This is a genomic window from Candidatus Agathobaculum pullicola (genome assembly GCF_052117205.1).
In the GTDB taxonomy this organism is placed as follows: domain Bacteria; phylum Bacillota; class Clostridia; order Oscillospirales; family Butyricicoccaceae; genus Agathobaculum; species Agathobaculum pullicola.
On sequence record NZ_JBQKJP010000028.1, the window covers coordinates 21,113 to 36,997 of the forward strand.

Genomic DNA, 15,885 nt, shown 5'->3' on the forward strand with positions numbered 1-15,885 from the left:
TTGGGATGCCATTGGAGACGCTTATTTAGACATCGGTTTGCAAAATGGAGTGTTGACCCCAATTGACGAGATTCTCAGACAAAAAGTGATGGAGCGAGCTTGTAAATACTGATTTATTGCATAAAAAGGCTACGGAAAATTTCCGTAGCCTTTTGTCATTATCTCAGCCATTACGCATTTCACACTTTCATGCGCCCGAGTATTCATCCACATATATCGTTAGGTGGCATAACCCGAATTTGCTCACAACGCATATTAGAACAACCTTTTTCTCCTCCGGGACGCACCCCTCTTCGGACAAACCGTACAGGTTTGGTCAAGATTTTTTACATCTGGTGGTCCAGCGTGACCACCGGATTATACCGCGTATCGATCTCCTTCAGCCGATCGTAAATCTGCATCATCAGATCCCGCTTTCTCTTTTCATCATAGGTAAACGGCACTACCACGTCAAAAATCAAGTTAATCTGCCGCTCTCCGTCCACCACACGGAAATCGTGCATGGACAGAGCCTCGTCAATGCCCCGCAGCACACTGTCCACCTGCTCACGCAGCGCGGTGACATGCTCGTTATTGACATCAATCGGGTCCATGTGAATGACCAGATACACGCCCGTGCGCTGCCAAACACGCTTTTCCGCCTCGTCAATGACCTCGTGCACCGCCACAAAGTCCGAGTCGCTTGGCACCTCGGCATGCAGCGAGGCCAGCGAACGACCCGCGCCGTAGTTGTGAATAATCAGGTCGTGCACACCGACAATATAACCGGATTCGCACACAATTTCCTCAATGCTGTGCGCAATTTCCGGGTCGGCTGCTTCGCCGAGCAGCGGCGCGACCGTATCGCGCACAATGCCGATGCCCGCCCAGATGATGAACAGCGCCACGAGTACGCCCACATAGCCGTCTACCGGCAAAGTGGTAAAGCGTCCCGCAATCATGCCGATGACAACCACCGAGGTGGTAATCACGTCGTTGCGGCTGTCCTGTCCCGCCGCCATCAGAACCGGCGACTCAATTCGACGGCCGATGGAGGAATTAAACGCACCCATCCACAGCTTTACCAGCATGGACACCGCCAGAATCACCAGCAGCACGACTGAAAACACCACCGGTTCGGGGTGGATGATGCGGTCGAACGAGGTTTTAAGGAACTCTACGCCCACCAGCACAATGATAAACGCCACAATCAGGCCCGCAATGTACTCGGTACGGCCGTAACCGAAGGGATGCTTTGCGTCCGGCGCCTTGCCCGACACTTTGAAGCCCACAATCGAAATCAGGCAGGAAAGCCCATCGGACAGGTTGTTAAAGGCATCCGCTGCAATCGAAATCGAGCCGGTCAGCAAGCCAATGACCAGCTTGAGCACAAACAGAAAAACATTGCATGCAATGCCCACGCCGCCGGACAGGACACCGTACTGCTCGCGCACGCGCGCATCCCTTGTATTATCCGCATCGTGAATGAACCACCGGACCAATGCTTTGGTCATAACAATCCCCTCGAATACATAATGTTATAAATGCCAAATAATATTGCAATTTGAAATATCATAATTGCCGGAATCCCCCACATGAAACTGCGATGGAGCGTCTTGTGGCGGATGAGCAGCATAGTCAGATACACGCCCGGCCCGCCGCCGACCAGCGTCCAGAAAAACAGTGTGCGCTCGGGTACCCGCTGCCAGCCGTTGCGCGCGGCAAGTTTGTCATAAATGCAGACGGCCGCGCCTATCACGCTGACCGCAATGAGATAGTATAATACGCGCTGCACGTCCGACATGCCCTCCTCCGGCGAAATTTCTATTTATTGTACCACATTCTGTCTCATATCGCAAATGACAGGCAAAAAAGTAGCTGCCGCTAACACATTTACCGCCAAAACGAGAAATCCCACCCAAGAGTGTTGTCCTGAGTGGGATTTCCCGTATAAGATGAAAAGAAATGAAAAGAAATGAAGAAATAAACAATGTTACTATATATCGTATATGTCTTACTGCCCGCACAATTGAATGTGCATTTACCCTATAAGACAATATGAAATAGGCCAATCATACCTGCCGCAAGCAATCCAGCAATCCGGAACGAATCGCTCTAAAGCCGAGCAACCTATGGGGAAACCGCGCGCATTTGGCGGTGTACGGTTTTGGTTTCCGTTATACTTTGAAGAAACAGCCGCTATACTTGGTGGATTTGCTTTCTTTTTTCATAACTTCACCAAACGCGTTTGTTGATATTATACTAACATTTTATTTTCATCTTGTCAATATTAAGTATTGCTAAATATATCATAAATTTATATCATGCTATTTGTAAATCTGTGTGAACAAGTGGAGTAAAATCAACAGCAATCATAAAAAGCCCGGCTTGGCCGGGCTTTTCTGCTTGTGCGAAACTGCGTTTTGTTTGCTGCTTTTCCGTTCCTGACGCGGCACAGCCGACCAAATCAGCATGGCGCTCCTCCATCGACGAGCTTTTTCGGACTGCCGTTGTCGAACGGCTGCTTGAAATGGCAGCACAGCTGCAATCCTGAGTCGAACTGCGCGGCATACTGCCCTGCCATCGCTGCTGCGCCGATGCGCGCCAGCCCGAACAACTCAGGCACGGAATCCGTGCGCGTTTCTTCCGGCCTCCACAGGTTGTGCCAAGGCGCGTGCTGCTCGTTGAGTGCGTCCCATGCCGGACGCTCCACCTTCATATGACCGGTCAGGATCGCACCCCGCCCTGCCAGCCGCTCCAGCCGCTGCGCAGTGCGGTAGGTGCGGCGCTTATCGGCATAGAAGAAGTTCTCCCACGAAAGCATTTCGTCAAACGAACGTCGCAGGTCGCGCACGGGGACATCCTCACCATAGACATTTTCCAATACCGCATGCAGCAGCACCGCCAGCACAGCTTTTTCCTCCGGGGGAAGTGCATAGAAGCCCGCCGGCTTGAAGTTGGTCACCGGCGCGTGGTATGCCCGCTCGTACACCAGACAATCGATATCGCTCTCAATCTGGCAATGCACGGCCGAAGCGTTGAGTTTAGGCTCCGCGTCGCAGATCTGCACCTGACGACAATAGACATACGGGTGAATCTCGCTGTCCAGCGCATAATGGCAGATAAAGCCGTAGAAATACGCCGCCGCAGTCTCCTGCGCCGCGCCGGTCAGACAATGCACGCCGCGCGCAAGCGCCGCGAACAGCTCATCGGTCTTTTCCGAGTGCATGCGGTTGCCCAGCTTGTGCAGCGGACTGCCCAGTAGGATCTTGCGGTAAAACAGCGGGTCCGGCCCCTGACAACCCCACCGGAAGCTCTCTGGATGCTTGCGCGTCAACTCCTGCACCGGCGCGGGGAATACGCTCTGCGACTGCTCTCCAAACAGATGATGCGATACAAAATCCGCCACTGTGATGTCCTCCTTTTATCTCAAAAACAAACAGCCGAAACGGTCATGCGTTGCCCGGGAAAATAATACCCGCGCTTTGTCGCGCGCGCTCCAGCAACTCCGCCATTTCTATGGTTTTCTCCATCCGACGGCGGCAGTCCGCACGGTCGTCCGCCGCGACCAGCCCCGCGATGCCCTGCATCTCCCAGTACCACGCGGTTTCTCCTCGCTGCTCGTCAAACATCTGCTCGCCGGCATCGGTCACGACCGTGACGCGCGTACACATGCTGACCGGGTCCTCCACGCGGATGAAGCCCTTTTCTCCTATGATATGCGCGCCGTTTTCACCCTTGCAGTCCTTTGCGCCTGTGCACTGAGCGATAAAGCCCGGATATTCCAGCACTGCGGTGCCGCCAAGGTCGATACCGTTCTCATGTCGCCGCGCATGGTAGGTCAGCTTTTCCGGCATACCAAATAGGCCGTACACAAAATACAGGTTATACAGGTTGATATCCATGAGCGCGCCGCCCGCAAAGGCAGGATTGAACACGTTGGGCGTCTCTCCGGCCTTCAGTGCGTCGTATTTGCTCGAATACTGGCAAAAGGTGCACGATACCTGCCGCACCGGCCCGATTTCGGGCAGTTTCTCGCGGATGTACGCAAAATGCGGCAGAAACAGCGTCGTGATGCCCTCGAACAAAAACAGGTCTTTCTCCGCCGCCAGCGCGGCCAGCTCCTCCGCCTGCGCACGGGTGGGCGCAAAGGGCTTTTCGCAGATAACATGCTTGCCGCTTTCGAGCGCTTTCTTGGTCTGCGCATAGTGCAGACTATTGGGAGAGGCAACATAGACCCAGTCAACCGCGGGGTCTGCCAGCATGTCGTCCAGCGCGGTATACACCTTTTGCACGCCGAACCGCTCCGCAAGCGCACGCCCCGTCTCTTCCCAGCGCGAATAAACCGCCTCATAGGTCACGCCTTGCGCGCGCACAGCTTCGCTCATCACCCATGTCACAATGTTGCCCGTTCCTATCGTTCCGATATTCATGATGCAGCCTCTTTTCCGCCTTTGGGCATAGTGTTTACTTTTATCATGGCACACTTTGCCGCTGTGCGCAACCAATTTTTTATCCCATTTATGAAAAAAACGCAGCCGTCTTTCCCACCCGGAAAAACGGCTGCGCCATCATCTTCTTTTTGGAAAAGCAGAACGGCTTAGCCCTCGTAATCCGCTTCGTTCTCCCAGTTGTGCCAGACCGCCTGTACATCATCGTTGTCCTCGAGATTGTCAAGCAGCTTGCGCATCTGGGCCATATCCTCTTCCTTTTCAAGGGAGATATAGTTTTGCGGCACCATCTCGACCTCGGCCTCGACAAAGGAGTAGCCCAGCGTCTCGAGCGCCTCGCGCACCGCCGAGAAATCCTCCGGCGCGGTGTAAATCTCAAAGGTCTCTTCGCCCGACTGGAAGTCCTCCGCGCCCGCGTCGAGCGCCTGCATCATCACGGTGTCCTCGTCCAGCTCGCCGCGCTCCATGATGATAACGCCCTTCTTGTCGAACTGCCAGGATACGCAGCCCGTCGCGCCCAGACCCGCGCCGTATTTGTCGAACAGGTGACGCACATCGGCCACCGTGCGGTTCTTGTTATCGGTCAGGGTTTCCACAACCACCGCGACGCCGCCGACACCGTAGCCTTCATAGTTGTTGGCCTCATAGTTTACCTGACCGCTCGCGCCCGAATACTTGTCCAGTGTGCGCTTGATATTGTCGTTGGGCATATTGTTGGCCTTGGCCTTGGCAATACAGTCGCGCAGGCGAGAGTTAAAATCCGGATTGGCCGAACCGCCTTCCTTAATAGCAATGGCCATCTCACGGCCGATCTTGGTAAAGATTTTCGCTTTTTTCGCGTCGTTTGCGCCCTTGCGCTTGGCAATATTATGCCATTTGGAGTGTCCCGACATGGTGGAAAGTCCCTCTTTCTATCTGAAATAAATTTAATATAACCTCAAAAACGCCATACGGCGCATACAAATTTTATCAGATTTTTTACACTTCCGCAATACCCGCGTGTATATTTTTCACGCGCTGCGTGCAAACTACGCTCGAAAACTTCAAAAAAGAGGTGATTTCCCATGAGCAAACAGAACAAGCGTCAGAACCCGTCTACTACCAACCAGAACCCGTCAAGCAGTCAAAACAAGAATCCGAATCCGTCCACCTCGAACCAGTGCCCGAACGGCACCAGCAGCAAGAAGAACGATCAGCAGTACTGATTGCCGACTTGGACAAACAAAAGGACGTGCCGCAGCACGTCCTTTTGTATTATTTCCGTCAGTCTCCCATCGACAGACCGAGCGCGCGCGCCGCGCGCACCACTTCACCGTCGGGCGGGACGGTCTTGAGCTTGCCCGCCACCTCTTTGAGCGGCACGGGCACGATTTTATCGTTTTGCAGCGCCACCATATAGCCGTACTTCTTCTCGCGAATGAGATGCGCCGCCGCCACGCCGAAACGGCTGGTCAGCAGACGGTCGGCCGGACAGGGCGCGCCGCCGCGCTGGTAGTGGCCCGGAATGGTCACGCGGATCTCCTGCCCTGTGATCGCCTTCAGCTCGTCCGCGATGCGGTAGGAGATGGACGGATAGGCCATTTTCTCGCGCGCGGCCTTAAATTCTTTTTTGCTCATCTTGGCCTCTTCCTGGCTGATCGCGCCCTCCGCAACCGCAAGAATGGAGAACCGCTTGCCGCTCCTCGAGCGCTTGTCGATGGCTTCCGCAATCTTTTTAGCTGAATACGGAATCTCCGGAATGATGATAACGTCCGCGCCGGACGCAATGCCGGAATACAGTGTCAGCCAGCCGGCCTTGTGTCCCATTACCTCAACGATAAACACGCGCGAATGTGAGAACGCGGTGGAGTGGATCGAGTCAATGACCGTCGTGGCGATATCGATAGCCGACTGGAAACCGAAGGTCATTTCCGTGCCCCACAGGTCGTTGTCAATCGTCTTGGGCAGCGTCACGACGTTTACGCCGTTCTCGCTGAGGAGGTTGGCGGTCTTATGCGTGCCGTTGCCGCCGAGGATCACCAGGCAATCGAAGCCTTCCTCATTGACGGTCTTGAGCATTTTCTGCAGCTTGGTCTCCTCGCTGTCCTCGCTCGCCTTCTGCATTTCCTTGAACGGCTGGCGGGACGTGCCGAGAATCGTGCCGCCCATGGTCAGGATATCCGAGAAATCCCGCGGATTCATCTCGTGATAATCGCCCTCGATAAGGCCGCGATAGCCGTCCCGGATGCCATAGATGGTCACCTTGCTGCCCAGTTCGTTATACAGCGTTTTCGCCACGCCGCGCAGGGCGGAATTGAGGCCCTGGCAGTCGCCGCCGCTTGTCAGCATGCCAATCTTCATAAGCGCAACCTCCTTTTTAATTACCTTTATCATACGCCATTTTTTCCGCATTGTGAAGAGTCTTTCGTTAGGTTTTGCATACCCAGCGTAATTCATCCGTTTTTGACTACTGTCGCAGTATAAGATATTTTATACGCAAAATTTTTGTAGGATTCATCAGTTGCATACTATATATTGTTGTGCTATTCTTAAATCAGACAAGTTCCCTGCAACTGACGGACAAGGTGGAGCGCAAACCACCGGGGAGCAGGGGTTCCGTAAAAATGCCGACCGTCTGGGCAGTGTCGCACAAGATACGCGATGCTGCCCTTTTTTGCATACAAAAAAGGGCAGATAAACGAAAGAAATAGGAGGAATCATCTATATGAACGCATGGAACACCTTCATCGGCGGCGATTGGCAAAATGAGATCAACGTCCGCGATTTCATCCAGAAAAACTACACCCCTTACGAGGGCGACGGCGCGTTCCTCGCGCCTGCAACCGCCCGCACGACCGCAATGCGCGAAAAGTTTGACGCGCTGCTCGCGGAAGAGCGCGAAAGGGACGGCGTGCGCAATGTGGATACCGATACCGTTATCACGATTACGGCGTTTGGCCCGGGCTATCTTGATAAGGACAACGAAATCATTGTCGGCCTGCAGACCGACGAGCCGCTCAAGCGCGCCTGCAACCCGTTCGGCGGCATGCGCATGGTGCGCGAGGCATGCAAGGCCTACGGTTACGAGGTTTCGCCCAAGATTGAAGAGGAATTCAAGTACCACAAGACGCATAACGACGGCGTGTTTTCCGCCTACACCAAGGATGTGCGCGAAGCGCGCCACGTCGGTCTGCTGACCGGCCTGCCGGATGCCTACGGCCGCGGCCGCATCATCGGCGACTATCGCCGCGTGGCGCTCTACGGCGTGGACCGCCTGATTGAAGAAAAGCAGCGCGACAAGGACGCGCTGGGCGAGGTGCCGACCACCGAAGCGGAAATCCGCACCGCGGAGGAGCTTTCCGACCAGATCAAGTCGCTCAAGGACATGGTCAAGATGGCAGCCTCCTACGGCTTTGACATCACCCGCCCGGCGGAAAACGCCAAGGAAGCGGTGCAGTGGCTGTACTTTGCTTACCTTGCGGGCATCAAGGAGCAGAACGGCGCGGCGATGAGCCTCGGCCGCACCTCCACCTTCCTTGACATCTACTTCGAGCGCGACCTCAAGGCAGGCGTGCTGACCGAGTCCGAGGCGCAGGAGATCATGGACGATTTCGTGCTGCATCTGCGCATGGCGCGCCACCTGCGCACGCCTGAATATAACGAGCTGTTCGGCGGCGACCCGATGTGGATCACCGAATCTATCGGCGGCATCGGCGAGGATGGCCGCCCGCTCGTGACCAAGAACAGCTTCCGCGTGCTGCACACGCTGTACAACTTAAATCCCGCTGCCGAGCCGAATCTCACCGTGCTCTGGAGCGAAAACCTGCCCGAAAACTGGAAGAAGTTCATCGCCAAGGTGTCCATTGACACCGACGCCGTCCAGTACGAGAACGACGACGTAATGCGCCCCTATTACGGCGACGACTACGCCATCGCCTGCTGCGTTTCCGCAATGCGCGTGGGCAAGGATATGCAGTTCTTCGGCGCGCGCGCCAATATCGCAAAGCTGATGATGATGGCCATTAACGGCGGCCGCGATGAGAATAAATTCGATCAGGTCGGCCCGGAACTGCCCGTCATGGAAGGCGACACGCTCGACTATGACGAGGTTTGCCGCCGCATGGACTTCTACCGTCCGTGGCTGGCCAAGACCTATGTGTCCGCAATGAACACCATCCACTATATGCACGACAAATACGCCTACGAGAAGAGCCAGATGGCCCTGCACGACACCGAGGTGCGCCGTCTAATGGCATTCGGCATCGCAGGCATGAGCTGCATGGCCGATTCGCTCTCTGCCATCAAGCACGCCAAGGTACACCCCATCCGCAACCCGGAAAACGGCATCATCGTCGATTTTGAAATCGAGGGCGACTTCCCGAAGTTCGGCAATGACGACGACCGCGTCGACGCCATCGCCTGCGAGCAGGTTGAAAAGTTCTACAACGCCCTGACCCAGTTCCCGCTCTACCGCGGCGCGATTCACACCCTGTCCATCCTGACCATCACCTCCAACGTCATGTACGGCAAGAAGACCGGCAACACGCCGGACGGCCGCCGTTACGGCGAACCGCTCGCTCCGGGCGCAAACCCGATGAGCGGCCGTGACAAGTCGGGCGCGCTGGCCTCGCTCAACTCGGTGGCAAAGCTGAGCTACGAATACTGCCGCGACGGCATCTCGAACACCTTCTCTATCACGCCGGGCGCGCTCGGCAAGACCGATGAGGAGCGGGTCAACAACCTCGTCGCCATCATGAGCGGCTACTTCGCCCAGAAGGCGCACCACCTGAATGTCAACGTTATGAACCGTGATACGCTCATCGCTGCCTATGAGCATCCCGAGCAGTATCCCAACCTGACCATCCGTGTCTCGGGCTACGCAGTCAACTTCTACAAGCTCAGCCGTGAGCAGCAGCGCGAGGTCATCTCGCGCACGTTCCACCAGGCAATCTGACGCAAGCACCCTTGGTGTCTGATTGCGCGGGCTGGGCGGCAAATATCCCAAGCAATATTATTTTAAGAAAGGTTGTGACAAAATGACTGGACGCATCCATTCCATCCAGTCCCTCGGCGCGGTGGACGGGCCGGGTGTGCGCTGTGTGGTCTTCATGCAGGGCTGCCCGCTGCGCTGCGTCTACTGTCACAACCCGGACACTTGGGACGCGGATGACGGCGAAGAAATCGACACGGACGAACTCGTGCGCCGCGTACTGCGCTATCAGCCTTACTGGAACAACGGCGGCGGCGTGACCGTTTCAGGCGGCGAGCCGCTGCTGCAAGCGGACTTTGTCGCGGAATTCTTCCAAAAGCTGCACGAGCACGGCGTTCACACCGCGCTGGATACCTCGGGTACGGGCTGTCCGACAGCCGCCGCCGAGCGCGTGCTGCGGGATACCGATCTGGTGCTGTGCGACCTGAAATTCCTGACGGCGGCGGATTACCGCCGGTACTGCCGCGCGGAGGTGTCACAGGTTGAGCGCTTCTTGCAGCTGACCGCGATGAAAGGCGTGGCGCTCTGGGTGCGGCATGTAGTCGTGCCCGGTCTGACGGACAGCCTTGACCATCTGCGGCTGGTGAAGGCGCATGCCGAACGCTATCCCAATCTGCAAAAAATTGAATTTCTTCCTTTCCACAAGCTGTGCATTGAAAAATATGACCGGCTGGGCATTGACTTCCCGCTGCGCGACACGCCTTCGATGAATGAGGCATGGCTCAAGCAGCTGCTGGCAAAATTGTAAAAAAACGCGGAGGAACGCTGTTCCTCCGCGTTTTGCTATGTATGCTTTATGCTTCTTCCTTCTCCGGCCGTCTGCCGCAGAAGTGCACCTCGTAGCGGCGCATGCAGTCCTCAATTACTTCGATGGCTTTTTTTCGGTTGAGCGCGTCCGAAGTGGTGGTGTGCTTGTGTTCCAGACCCTTGTAGACCTCAAAAAAATGTGTGATCTCGTTGCCGTAATGCGGCGGCAGCTCATCCATATCGTGATAGAAATTCCACGTAGGCTCTTCAAACGGAATCGCAATGATTTTATCGTCAATTTCGTCCTCATCGATCATACGCATCACACCGATTGGATAGCAGTCCACCTCCACCAGCGGGTCGAGCGACTCGGTGCACAGCACGAGCACATCGAGCGGATCGCCGTCATCCGCGTATGTGCGCGGAATAAAGCCGTAATTGGCCGGATAGTGCGTGGATGTATACAAGATACGGTCCAGCCGCAGCAGACCGGTATTCTTATCCAGTTCATACTTTTTCTTGCTGCCCGCCGGAATTTCGATGACCGCGGTGAAGCGTTCCGGCGTGATGCAGCGCGGGTCAATGTCGTGCCAGATATTTCTCATGCCGTTTTCTCCTTTCTCTTTCTTTTTTCAGTATAGCAGACCCTCCATATTCCCGCAAGAGCTTGAGCCCTTGTAAAAAACCATTCCTTTACATGATTTTTACATAAAACGCATTGTCCCAACACAAAAAAGCAGTATAATAGTAGTATACTGAGCGATACTATGGCCGCTTTTTCTTGTGCGGCGGCCGGAATCCGAACAGGGGGGAATCTCTCTCATGACACAGGCAATCTGGGAACAGGGTTACACGCAGAACCGCGAGCTGTCATGGCTACAGTTCAATGCCCGTGTATTGGCTGAGGCGGAGGACGAAGCCGTGCCGCTTTTGGAGCGGTGCAAATTTCTTTCCATCTTCACCAGCAATCTGGACGAATTTTTTATGATTCGCGTGGGCAGCCTGTGCGATATGGCGGCGGTGGATAAGGGGCACATCGACAACAAATCCGGTATGACCGCCAAGGAACAGCTGCATCACATCTACGCTGCCGTCGAACCGCTGTATGCGCGCCGCGATGCCGCGTTCCGAGACGTCAGCACCCGGCTGCGCGCAGAGGGGCTTCACTGTCTTTCCATCAGCGAGCTGGAGCCTGCGGAGCAAAAATACATCAAGCAATATTTCAAAAGCGTCATTGCCCCCGTCCTTTCCCCGCAGATTGTGGACGCACACCATCCTTTCCCGCATCTGGAAGGCAAGGTGCTGCATATCGCAGCCCTGCTCGGCCACAAAAAGAGCGAGCGCTTGGGCCTGCTGCCTGTGCCGTCCTCGCTGCCCGCGCTGGTGTTCCTGCCGAGCGCGGAAAAGCGCTATGTGCCAATTGAGGATATCCTTCTCGAATACACCGGCCATGTGTTTGAGATGTACGACGTGCTGGAAAAGACCGTGTTCTGTGTCACACGCAACGCGGACATCCATCCGGATGACGAAACCTTCGGCGCGGAGGACGGCGACTTCCGCACCAGGATGGAAAAGCTGCTGCGTCGCCGCCGCCGCATGGCGGTTGTGCGCGTCGAGCTGACCCGCCCCATCAGCGACCATTTTACCGAATACTTCCGCAAACGATTTGACGTAACCGACGCGCAGATTTTCCTGTCGCGCAAGGCGCCGCTTCGGATGGGCTATGCGTTTTCTCTGGGAGATCATCTGCCCGAAAAGCAGCGGGCAGCCCTGTCCGATCCGCCGTTTTCTCCCCAGCAGCCAGCTATGCTGCCTGCCGGACAGAGCCTGCTCAAGGCCGCGCTCAAACACGACATTCTGCTTTCCTATCCCTATGAGTCGATGGAGCCGTTTTTGCAGATGATCCGCGAGGCGGCAAACGACCCCGCTGTGCTGTCCATCCGCATCACAATCTACCGTCTGGCGCGCAAAGCCAAACTGGTGGAATATCTGTGCGCCGCCGCAGAGAACGGCAAGGACGTAACCGCGCTCATTGAGCTGCGCGCCCGCTTTGACGAGCAGAATAACATCGACTGGTCCGAGCGCATGGAGGAAGCCGGCTGCAAAATCATCTACGGCTTTGAGGAGTACAAGGTGCACTCCAAAATCTGTCTGATTACCCGGCGCGAGCGCGGCGATGTGCGCCATATCACGCAGGTCGGCACCGGCAACTACAATGAAAAAACCGCCAAGCAATACACCGATGTATCGCTCATCACCTCGGATGAATCCATCGGCGCGGATGCGGGCGCGTTCTTCAACAATATGGCGCTGGGCAACCTCGAAGGCCGGTACAACCGCCTGCTGGTCGCGCCGAGCAGCCTGAAAAGCAGCATTCTTGCCCTGATGGATGAGCAAATCGCCCGCGGCAGCGAGGGCTATATGCTGCTCAAGCTCAATTCGCTGACCGATATCGACATCATCCACAAGCTGCGGGACGCATCCTGCGCCGGCGTGCATATCGAAATGATTGTGCGCGGCATCTGCTGCCTGCTGCCCGGTGTAGAGGGACATACCGAGAACATCACCGTGACCAGCATTGTCGGCCGTTTTCTCGAACATTCACGCATCTTCGTGTTCGGTCGCGGCGCGGAGGAGAAAATGTATATCTCCTCGGCCGATATGATGACCCGCAACACCGAGCGCCGCGTGGAGATCGCCTGTCCCATCGACTCGCCCGAGGTGCGTGCGCGGCTGCATGACATTCTGTACGCCATGCAGCATGATACCGTCAAGGCGCGCGTATTGCAGCCGGACGGCACCTACTGTAAAAAAACGCCTGTATCCGACCCCATTTGCGCGCAGGTATTGCTCATGCAGCAGGCCATCGATCAGGCTCGCAAACAGGCCGCGCATCCCGCTCCCCCTGAGCCGGGCTGGCGCAATCTGCTGGGCCGCCTGCTGGGACGCTGAAAAGCCACAGAAAACACGAAAAAGCCGTCACGAAAGTGACGGCTTTTGTTGGTGGGTGCTCCGCGTCCAAAACCGAACCCTATATCCTATATATTGTCTACAGTAGCGGTTGCGCCGCTTGCCAAATACGCTTTTATCCTCCGCACACATAGACGGCATGGACAACACTGATAATCAGGCGTTGCTTTTCTTCTTTTCCGTTTGCGCTTGTCGCTTAAACTGGTCGACGCTGTGATGATGCCTTCCGATCACTCGGCAATTTGTTCCGTAACAGACACAGCTTTGACACCGTCCTTCTTTAAAGCAGCTTTATCCTGTGCACTGTCGTGGCAGCTCTGGGCAACGCAGCACCGATGCTCGCTTTGCTCCGCCCGTGACGGTCATCCCACGCCTCCATACCGCAGGCGTCAGCCTTTGAACCATAAAAAGCAGCTCAGGTGAGCCGCAATGCCTTGCAACATCCCCTATAATGGAGTAAAATAGTTCCATCAGGATAAATAGAGGCAGGATGTGAGGTGTCCCCGCACCGCTTTTATTTATCTCAACAGGAATTCGCCGGTTGAAGATGTTGCGCGCAAGCCCCAAACGATTGCATAAAGGGAGGAATGTGTGATGAAGAAGTGTAAACGCATGATAAGCATCCTGCTGGCCGTTGTTATGCTGGCCGTCAGTATTCCAGCAGCATATGCGGCCGACCCCGACGGAGCACTAAACGGACAAAGCGGCAAATGGGCTGATTTTAACGAAGATATTTACGATACAGTTACTTTCATCAGTACGGTTAAAAATGCCAATGTAAACGGATTTCAGTGGCCATCCGGCGGGACTGTGCTGCTAAAAGAATCTGGTTCCAGATGGTCGTTGACAGATGATGATACACCGAACTGTAAAGGCATCAAGATACCCGCCGGCCTGGTTGTGGATATCTACAAGTATTATCAATCCGCAGGAATGACCGAACCTGTTTATAAGCTGCTCGGGCATTTTGATACCACCGACGGGACTGCGTACACCATCGGCGTCGGCAGCGACAGCAAGGGTCTGAACGGAAATATTTGTTATGGTTCTCAATTTGACGAATCCGTCTATGATTCAGTGATCGGCGTGATCGACCTGCTGAACGGCAAGGCCAGCTGGCCCGCTTCCGGGACAGTATTGCTCAAAGAACATGGTATTGGTTGGACAACGTCTATCCTTGAAAATGTGACCATTCCTGCCGGGCTTATCGTCGATTTTTACAATTATTCTAAGCCTCACGGCTCGGAAAATGATGAATACACCTATCGATTGGTGGCCCATTTTGATACGACAGACGGCAACCCCTATACCGTTGACCCTGGCAGCCACACGACAGGCAGCATGTACGACCAGTGGGGCGAGGTAAGCCATGTCTATACTCCCGGTACCCCATCGGATTCGTATAGCAATTCCTACACGGATGTAACATCCAATTCATGGTATTACCATCCTGTGATGACATTGACCGAGGGCGGCTTACTCAACGGTTACGGTGGAGGCTTGTTTGGGCCGGATGATGCTCTGACAAAAGGACAAGTCAGTATCCTTGTTACCCGGCTGGTTGGGAACGAGGTGGTTGGCGACGGCTCATCCTATGCGTCCTATTCTGACAGCACGCCCGCTACCCGTGCCTTTGCCGCCATTTGGTATGCGGGCAGGCTTTCCAGCAGCGGCGGGAGCGCATTGCTGACCTATTACGAAACTTCGTTGGCCACAGGCGCAGGCGGATTGATGTACAGTATTTCCTCTGATGGCTCCCTTGGCTCCATGTGGCGCGCCGTTTACGACAACTGGCGTGCCAGCTTGGCTGCCGGTAAGAATATCAATTATATCTCCTCTATTGATGAATTACCTGACGCTTCTGAAATCCGGCGATGGATTGACGAAAATTGGGAACAGATGGCTAACATTCTGCATACCAATGCTCCCACTGTTGGCGGAAGGCCCGACAATCGCACTGTCAAAGAAAAAACCGTTGATGCTTGTGAAGAGGCAATTTGCCGTGCTTATAACTTGGGAATGATCAGCGGCGTGGACGGGAATGGCACTTTTGACCCATATGGCATTTTGACGCGCGGCCAACTGGCGCAGATGTTATATAATATGGGTTGGGTAAAAGAGGGCATTTTAAGCTATAGCTAATTTATTTTAACATTCCATCCTAATCCGCCCAAGCTGGGATGAAAAAGCAAATCATAAAAGTCAAAGGCTATGGAAAATCGGTAAATACGGTTTTCCATAGCCTTTGATATCCATTATCCATATTGTCATCGACTGGGGCAGCAGCCCGCTGCCTCGTCCGAAGAGTCAAGCCTATTTTGAAGTCCGAAAAGGGCAGACAGCGCTTGAAAAACGAAAACAACAGCATACCGATACATAAAAACCGGCGCCTTATCTGCAACAAGCAGGTAAAGCGCCATTTTTGATATATCGCGATGTTTTTGAGATAAATAACAAATCCGAACCCATCGCCAACCGGCGTCAGGTTCGGATTATCGTGTTGTGGTGGGGTTGGCGGGGCTCGAACCCACGACCTCTCGCGTGTGAGGCGAACGCTCTGACCAGCTGAGCTACAACCCCGTTTGTTCGGTTTACCTTATTACTATACCAGAAACAAACGGGGTTTGCAAGTCTTTTTTACTTCTGCCGATTTTTGTCCTGTAGGAGTACAATACATCTTGGACAGTTGAATAAAAAAGGGATGAAGGATAAGGCCTCATCGGTTAAAGTTGAGTTGCTACACTTAACTTGACGAGAGGGGGCCATATC

The 15,885-nt window shown here is 54.7% G+C and carries 12 protein-coding genes, 1 tRNA gene and 1 riboswitch; of the genes, 5 read left to right on the plus strand and 8 right to left on the minus strand.

The features are described 5' to 3' along the window. Positions 1-326: 326 nt before the first annotated feature. From ACTQ3V_RS10285 to ACTQ3V_RS10305, 5 genes are all read right to left on the minus strand, one after another. Positions 327-1,493, minus strand: coding sequence for a cation diffusion facilitator family transporter (locus ACTQ3V_RS10285; protein WP_441467422.1), 1,167 nt, complete (start codon positions 1,491-1,493; stop codon positions 327-329). After that, positions 1,490-1,774, minus strand: coding sequence for a DUF1294 domain-containing protein (locus ACTQ3V_RS10290; RefSeq protein ID WP_441467423.1), 285 nt, complete (start codon positions 1,772-1,774; stop codon positions 1,490-1,492). Before ACTQ3V_RS10290 ends, ACTQ3V_RS10285 begins: the two co-directional genes overlap by 4 nt. 672 nt (positions 1,775-2,446) lie before the next feature. Beyond that, positions 2,447-3,388, minus strand: a complete 942-nt coding sequence (locus ACTQ3V_RS10295) for a zinc dependent phospholipase C family protein (protein ID WP_441467424.1) — start codon at positions 3,386-3,388, stop codon at positions 2,447-2,449. 43 nt (positions 3,389-3,431) lie between these two features. Further along, on the minus strand, positions 3,432-4,412 hold the full coding sequence (locus tag ACTQ3V_RS10300) for a Gfo/Idh/MocA family protein (RefSeq protein WP_441467425.1): 981 nt from the start codon (positions 4,410-4,412) through the stop codon (positions 3,432-3,434). 167 nt (positions 4,413-4,579) lie between these two features. After that, positions 4,580-5,323, minus strand: a complete 744-nt coding sequence (locus tag ACTQ3V_RS10305) for a YebC/PmpR family DNA-binding transcriptional regulator (RefSeq protein ID WP_441467426.1) — start codon at positions 5,321-5,323, stop codon at positions 4,580-4,582. Between the two features lie 171 nt (positions 5,324-5,494). On the opposite strand from ACTQ3V_RS10305, the gene ACTQ3V_RS10310 reads away from it, so the two are divergent. After that, positions 5,495-5,635: a hypothetical protein gene (locus tag ACTQ3V_RS10310; RefSeq protein ID WP_441467427.1), complete on the plus strand. Its 141-nt coding sequence runs from the start codon at positions 5,495-5,497 to the stop codon at positions 5,633-5,635. A gap of 58 nt (positions 5,636-5,693) precedes the next feature. Here the strand turns inward: ACTQ3V_RS10310 and ACTQ3V_RS10315 are convergent, their stop codons facing one another. After that, a complete protein-coding gene (locus ACTQ3V_RS10315) occupies positions 5,694-6,770 on the minus strand; it encodes a 6-phosphofructokinase (RefSeq protein ID WP_441467428.1) in 1,077 nt (358 codons plus the stop codon). A 198-nt stretch (positions 6,771-6,968) separates the two neighbouring features. Continuing rightward, positions 6,969-7,057, plus strand: a riboswitch (ZMP/ZTP riboswitch). Positions 7,058-7,134: 77 nt separating this feature from the next. Here ACTQ3V_RS10315 and pflB point away from each other — a divergent pair. Then, positions 7,135-9,363 carry a formate C-acetyltransferase gene (gene pflB, locus ACTQ3V_RS10320; protein ID WP_441467429.1) on the plus strand — a complete coding sequence of 743 codons (2,229 nt, stop codon included), beginning with the start codon at positions 7,135-7,137 and terminating at the stop codon, positions 9,361-9,363. A gap of 82 nt (positions 9,364-9,445) precedes the next feature. Continuing rightward, a complete protein-coding gene (gene pflA, locus ACTQ3V_RS10325; RefSeq protein WP_441467430.1) occupies positions 9,446-10,147 on the plus strand; it encodes a pyruvate formate-lyase-activating protein in 702 nt (233 codons plus the stop codon). A 46-nt stretch (positions 10,148-10,193) separates the two neighbouring features. On the opposite strand, the gene ACTQ3V_RS10330 is transcribed toward pflA, so the two are convergent. Further along, complete coding sequence (locus ACTQ3V_RS10330) at positions 10,194-10,751, minus strand: inorganic diphosphatase (protein ID WP_441467431.1); 558 nt, start codon at positions 10,749-10,751, stop codon at positions 10,194-10,196. A 217-nt stretch (positions 10,752-10,968) separates the two neighbouring features. Here ACTQ3V_RS10330 and ppk1 point away from each other — a divergent pair, with 217 nt between their 5' ends. After that, positions 10,969-13,098 (plus strand): polyphosphate kinase 1, encoded by a 2,130-nt coding sequence (gene ppk1 / locus ACTQ3V_RS10335; protein WP_441467432.1) that lies wholly within the window; start codon positions 10,969-10,971, stop codon positions 13,096-13,098. 612 nt (positions 13,099-13,710) lie between these two features. Continuing rightward, the gene (locus tag ACTQ3V_RS10340) at positions 13,711-15,258 is read left to right on the plus strand and encodes an S-layer homology domain-containing protein (protein WP_441467433.1); all 1,548 of its coding nucleotides are present in this window, start codon (positions 13,711-13,713) and stop codon (positions 15,256-15,258) included. A gap of 361 nt (positions 15,259-15,619) precedes the next feature. On the opposite strand, the gene ACTQ3V_RS10345 is transcribed toward ACTQ3V_RS10340, so the two are convergent. Further along, a tRNA-Val gene (locus ACTQ3V_RS10345) sits at positions 15,620-15,696 on the minus strand. Positions 15,697-15,885: the final 189 nt, after the last annotated feature.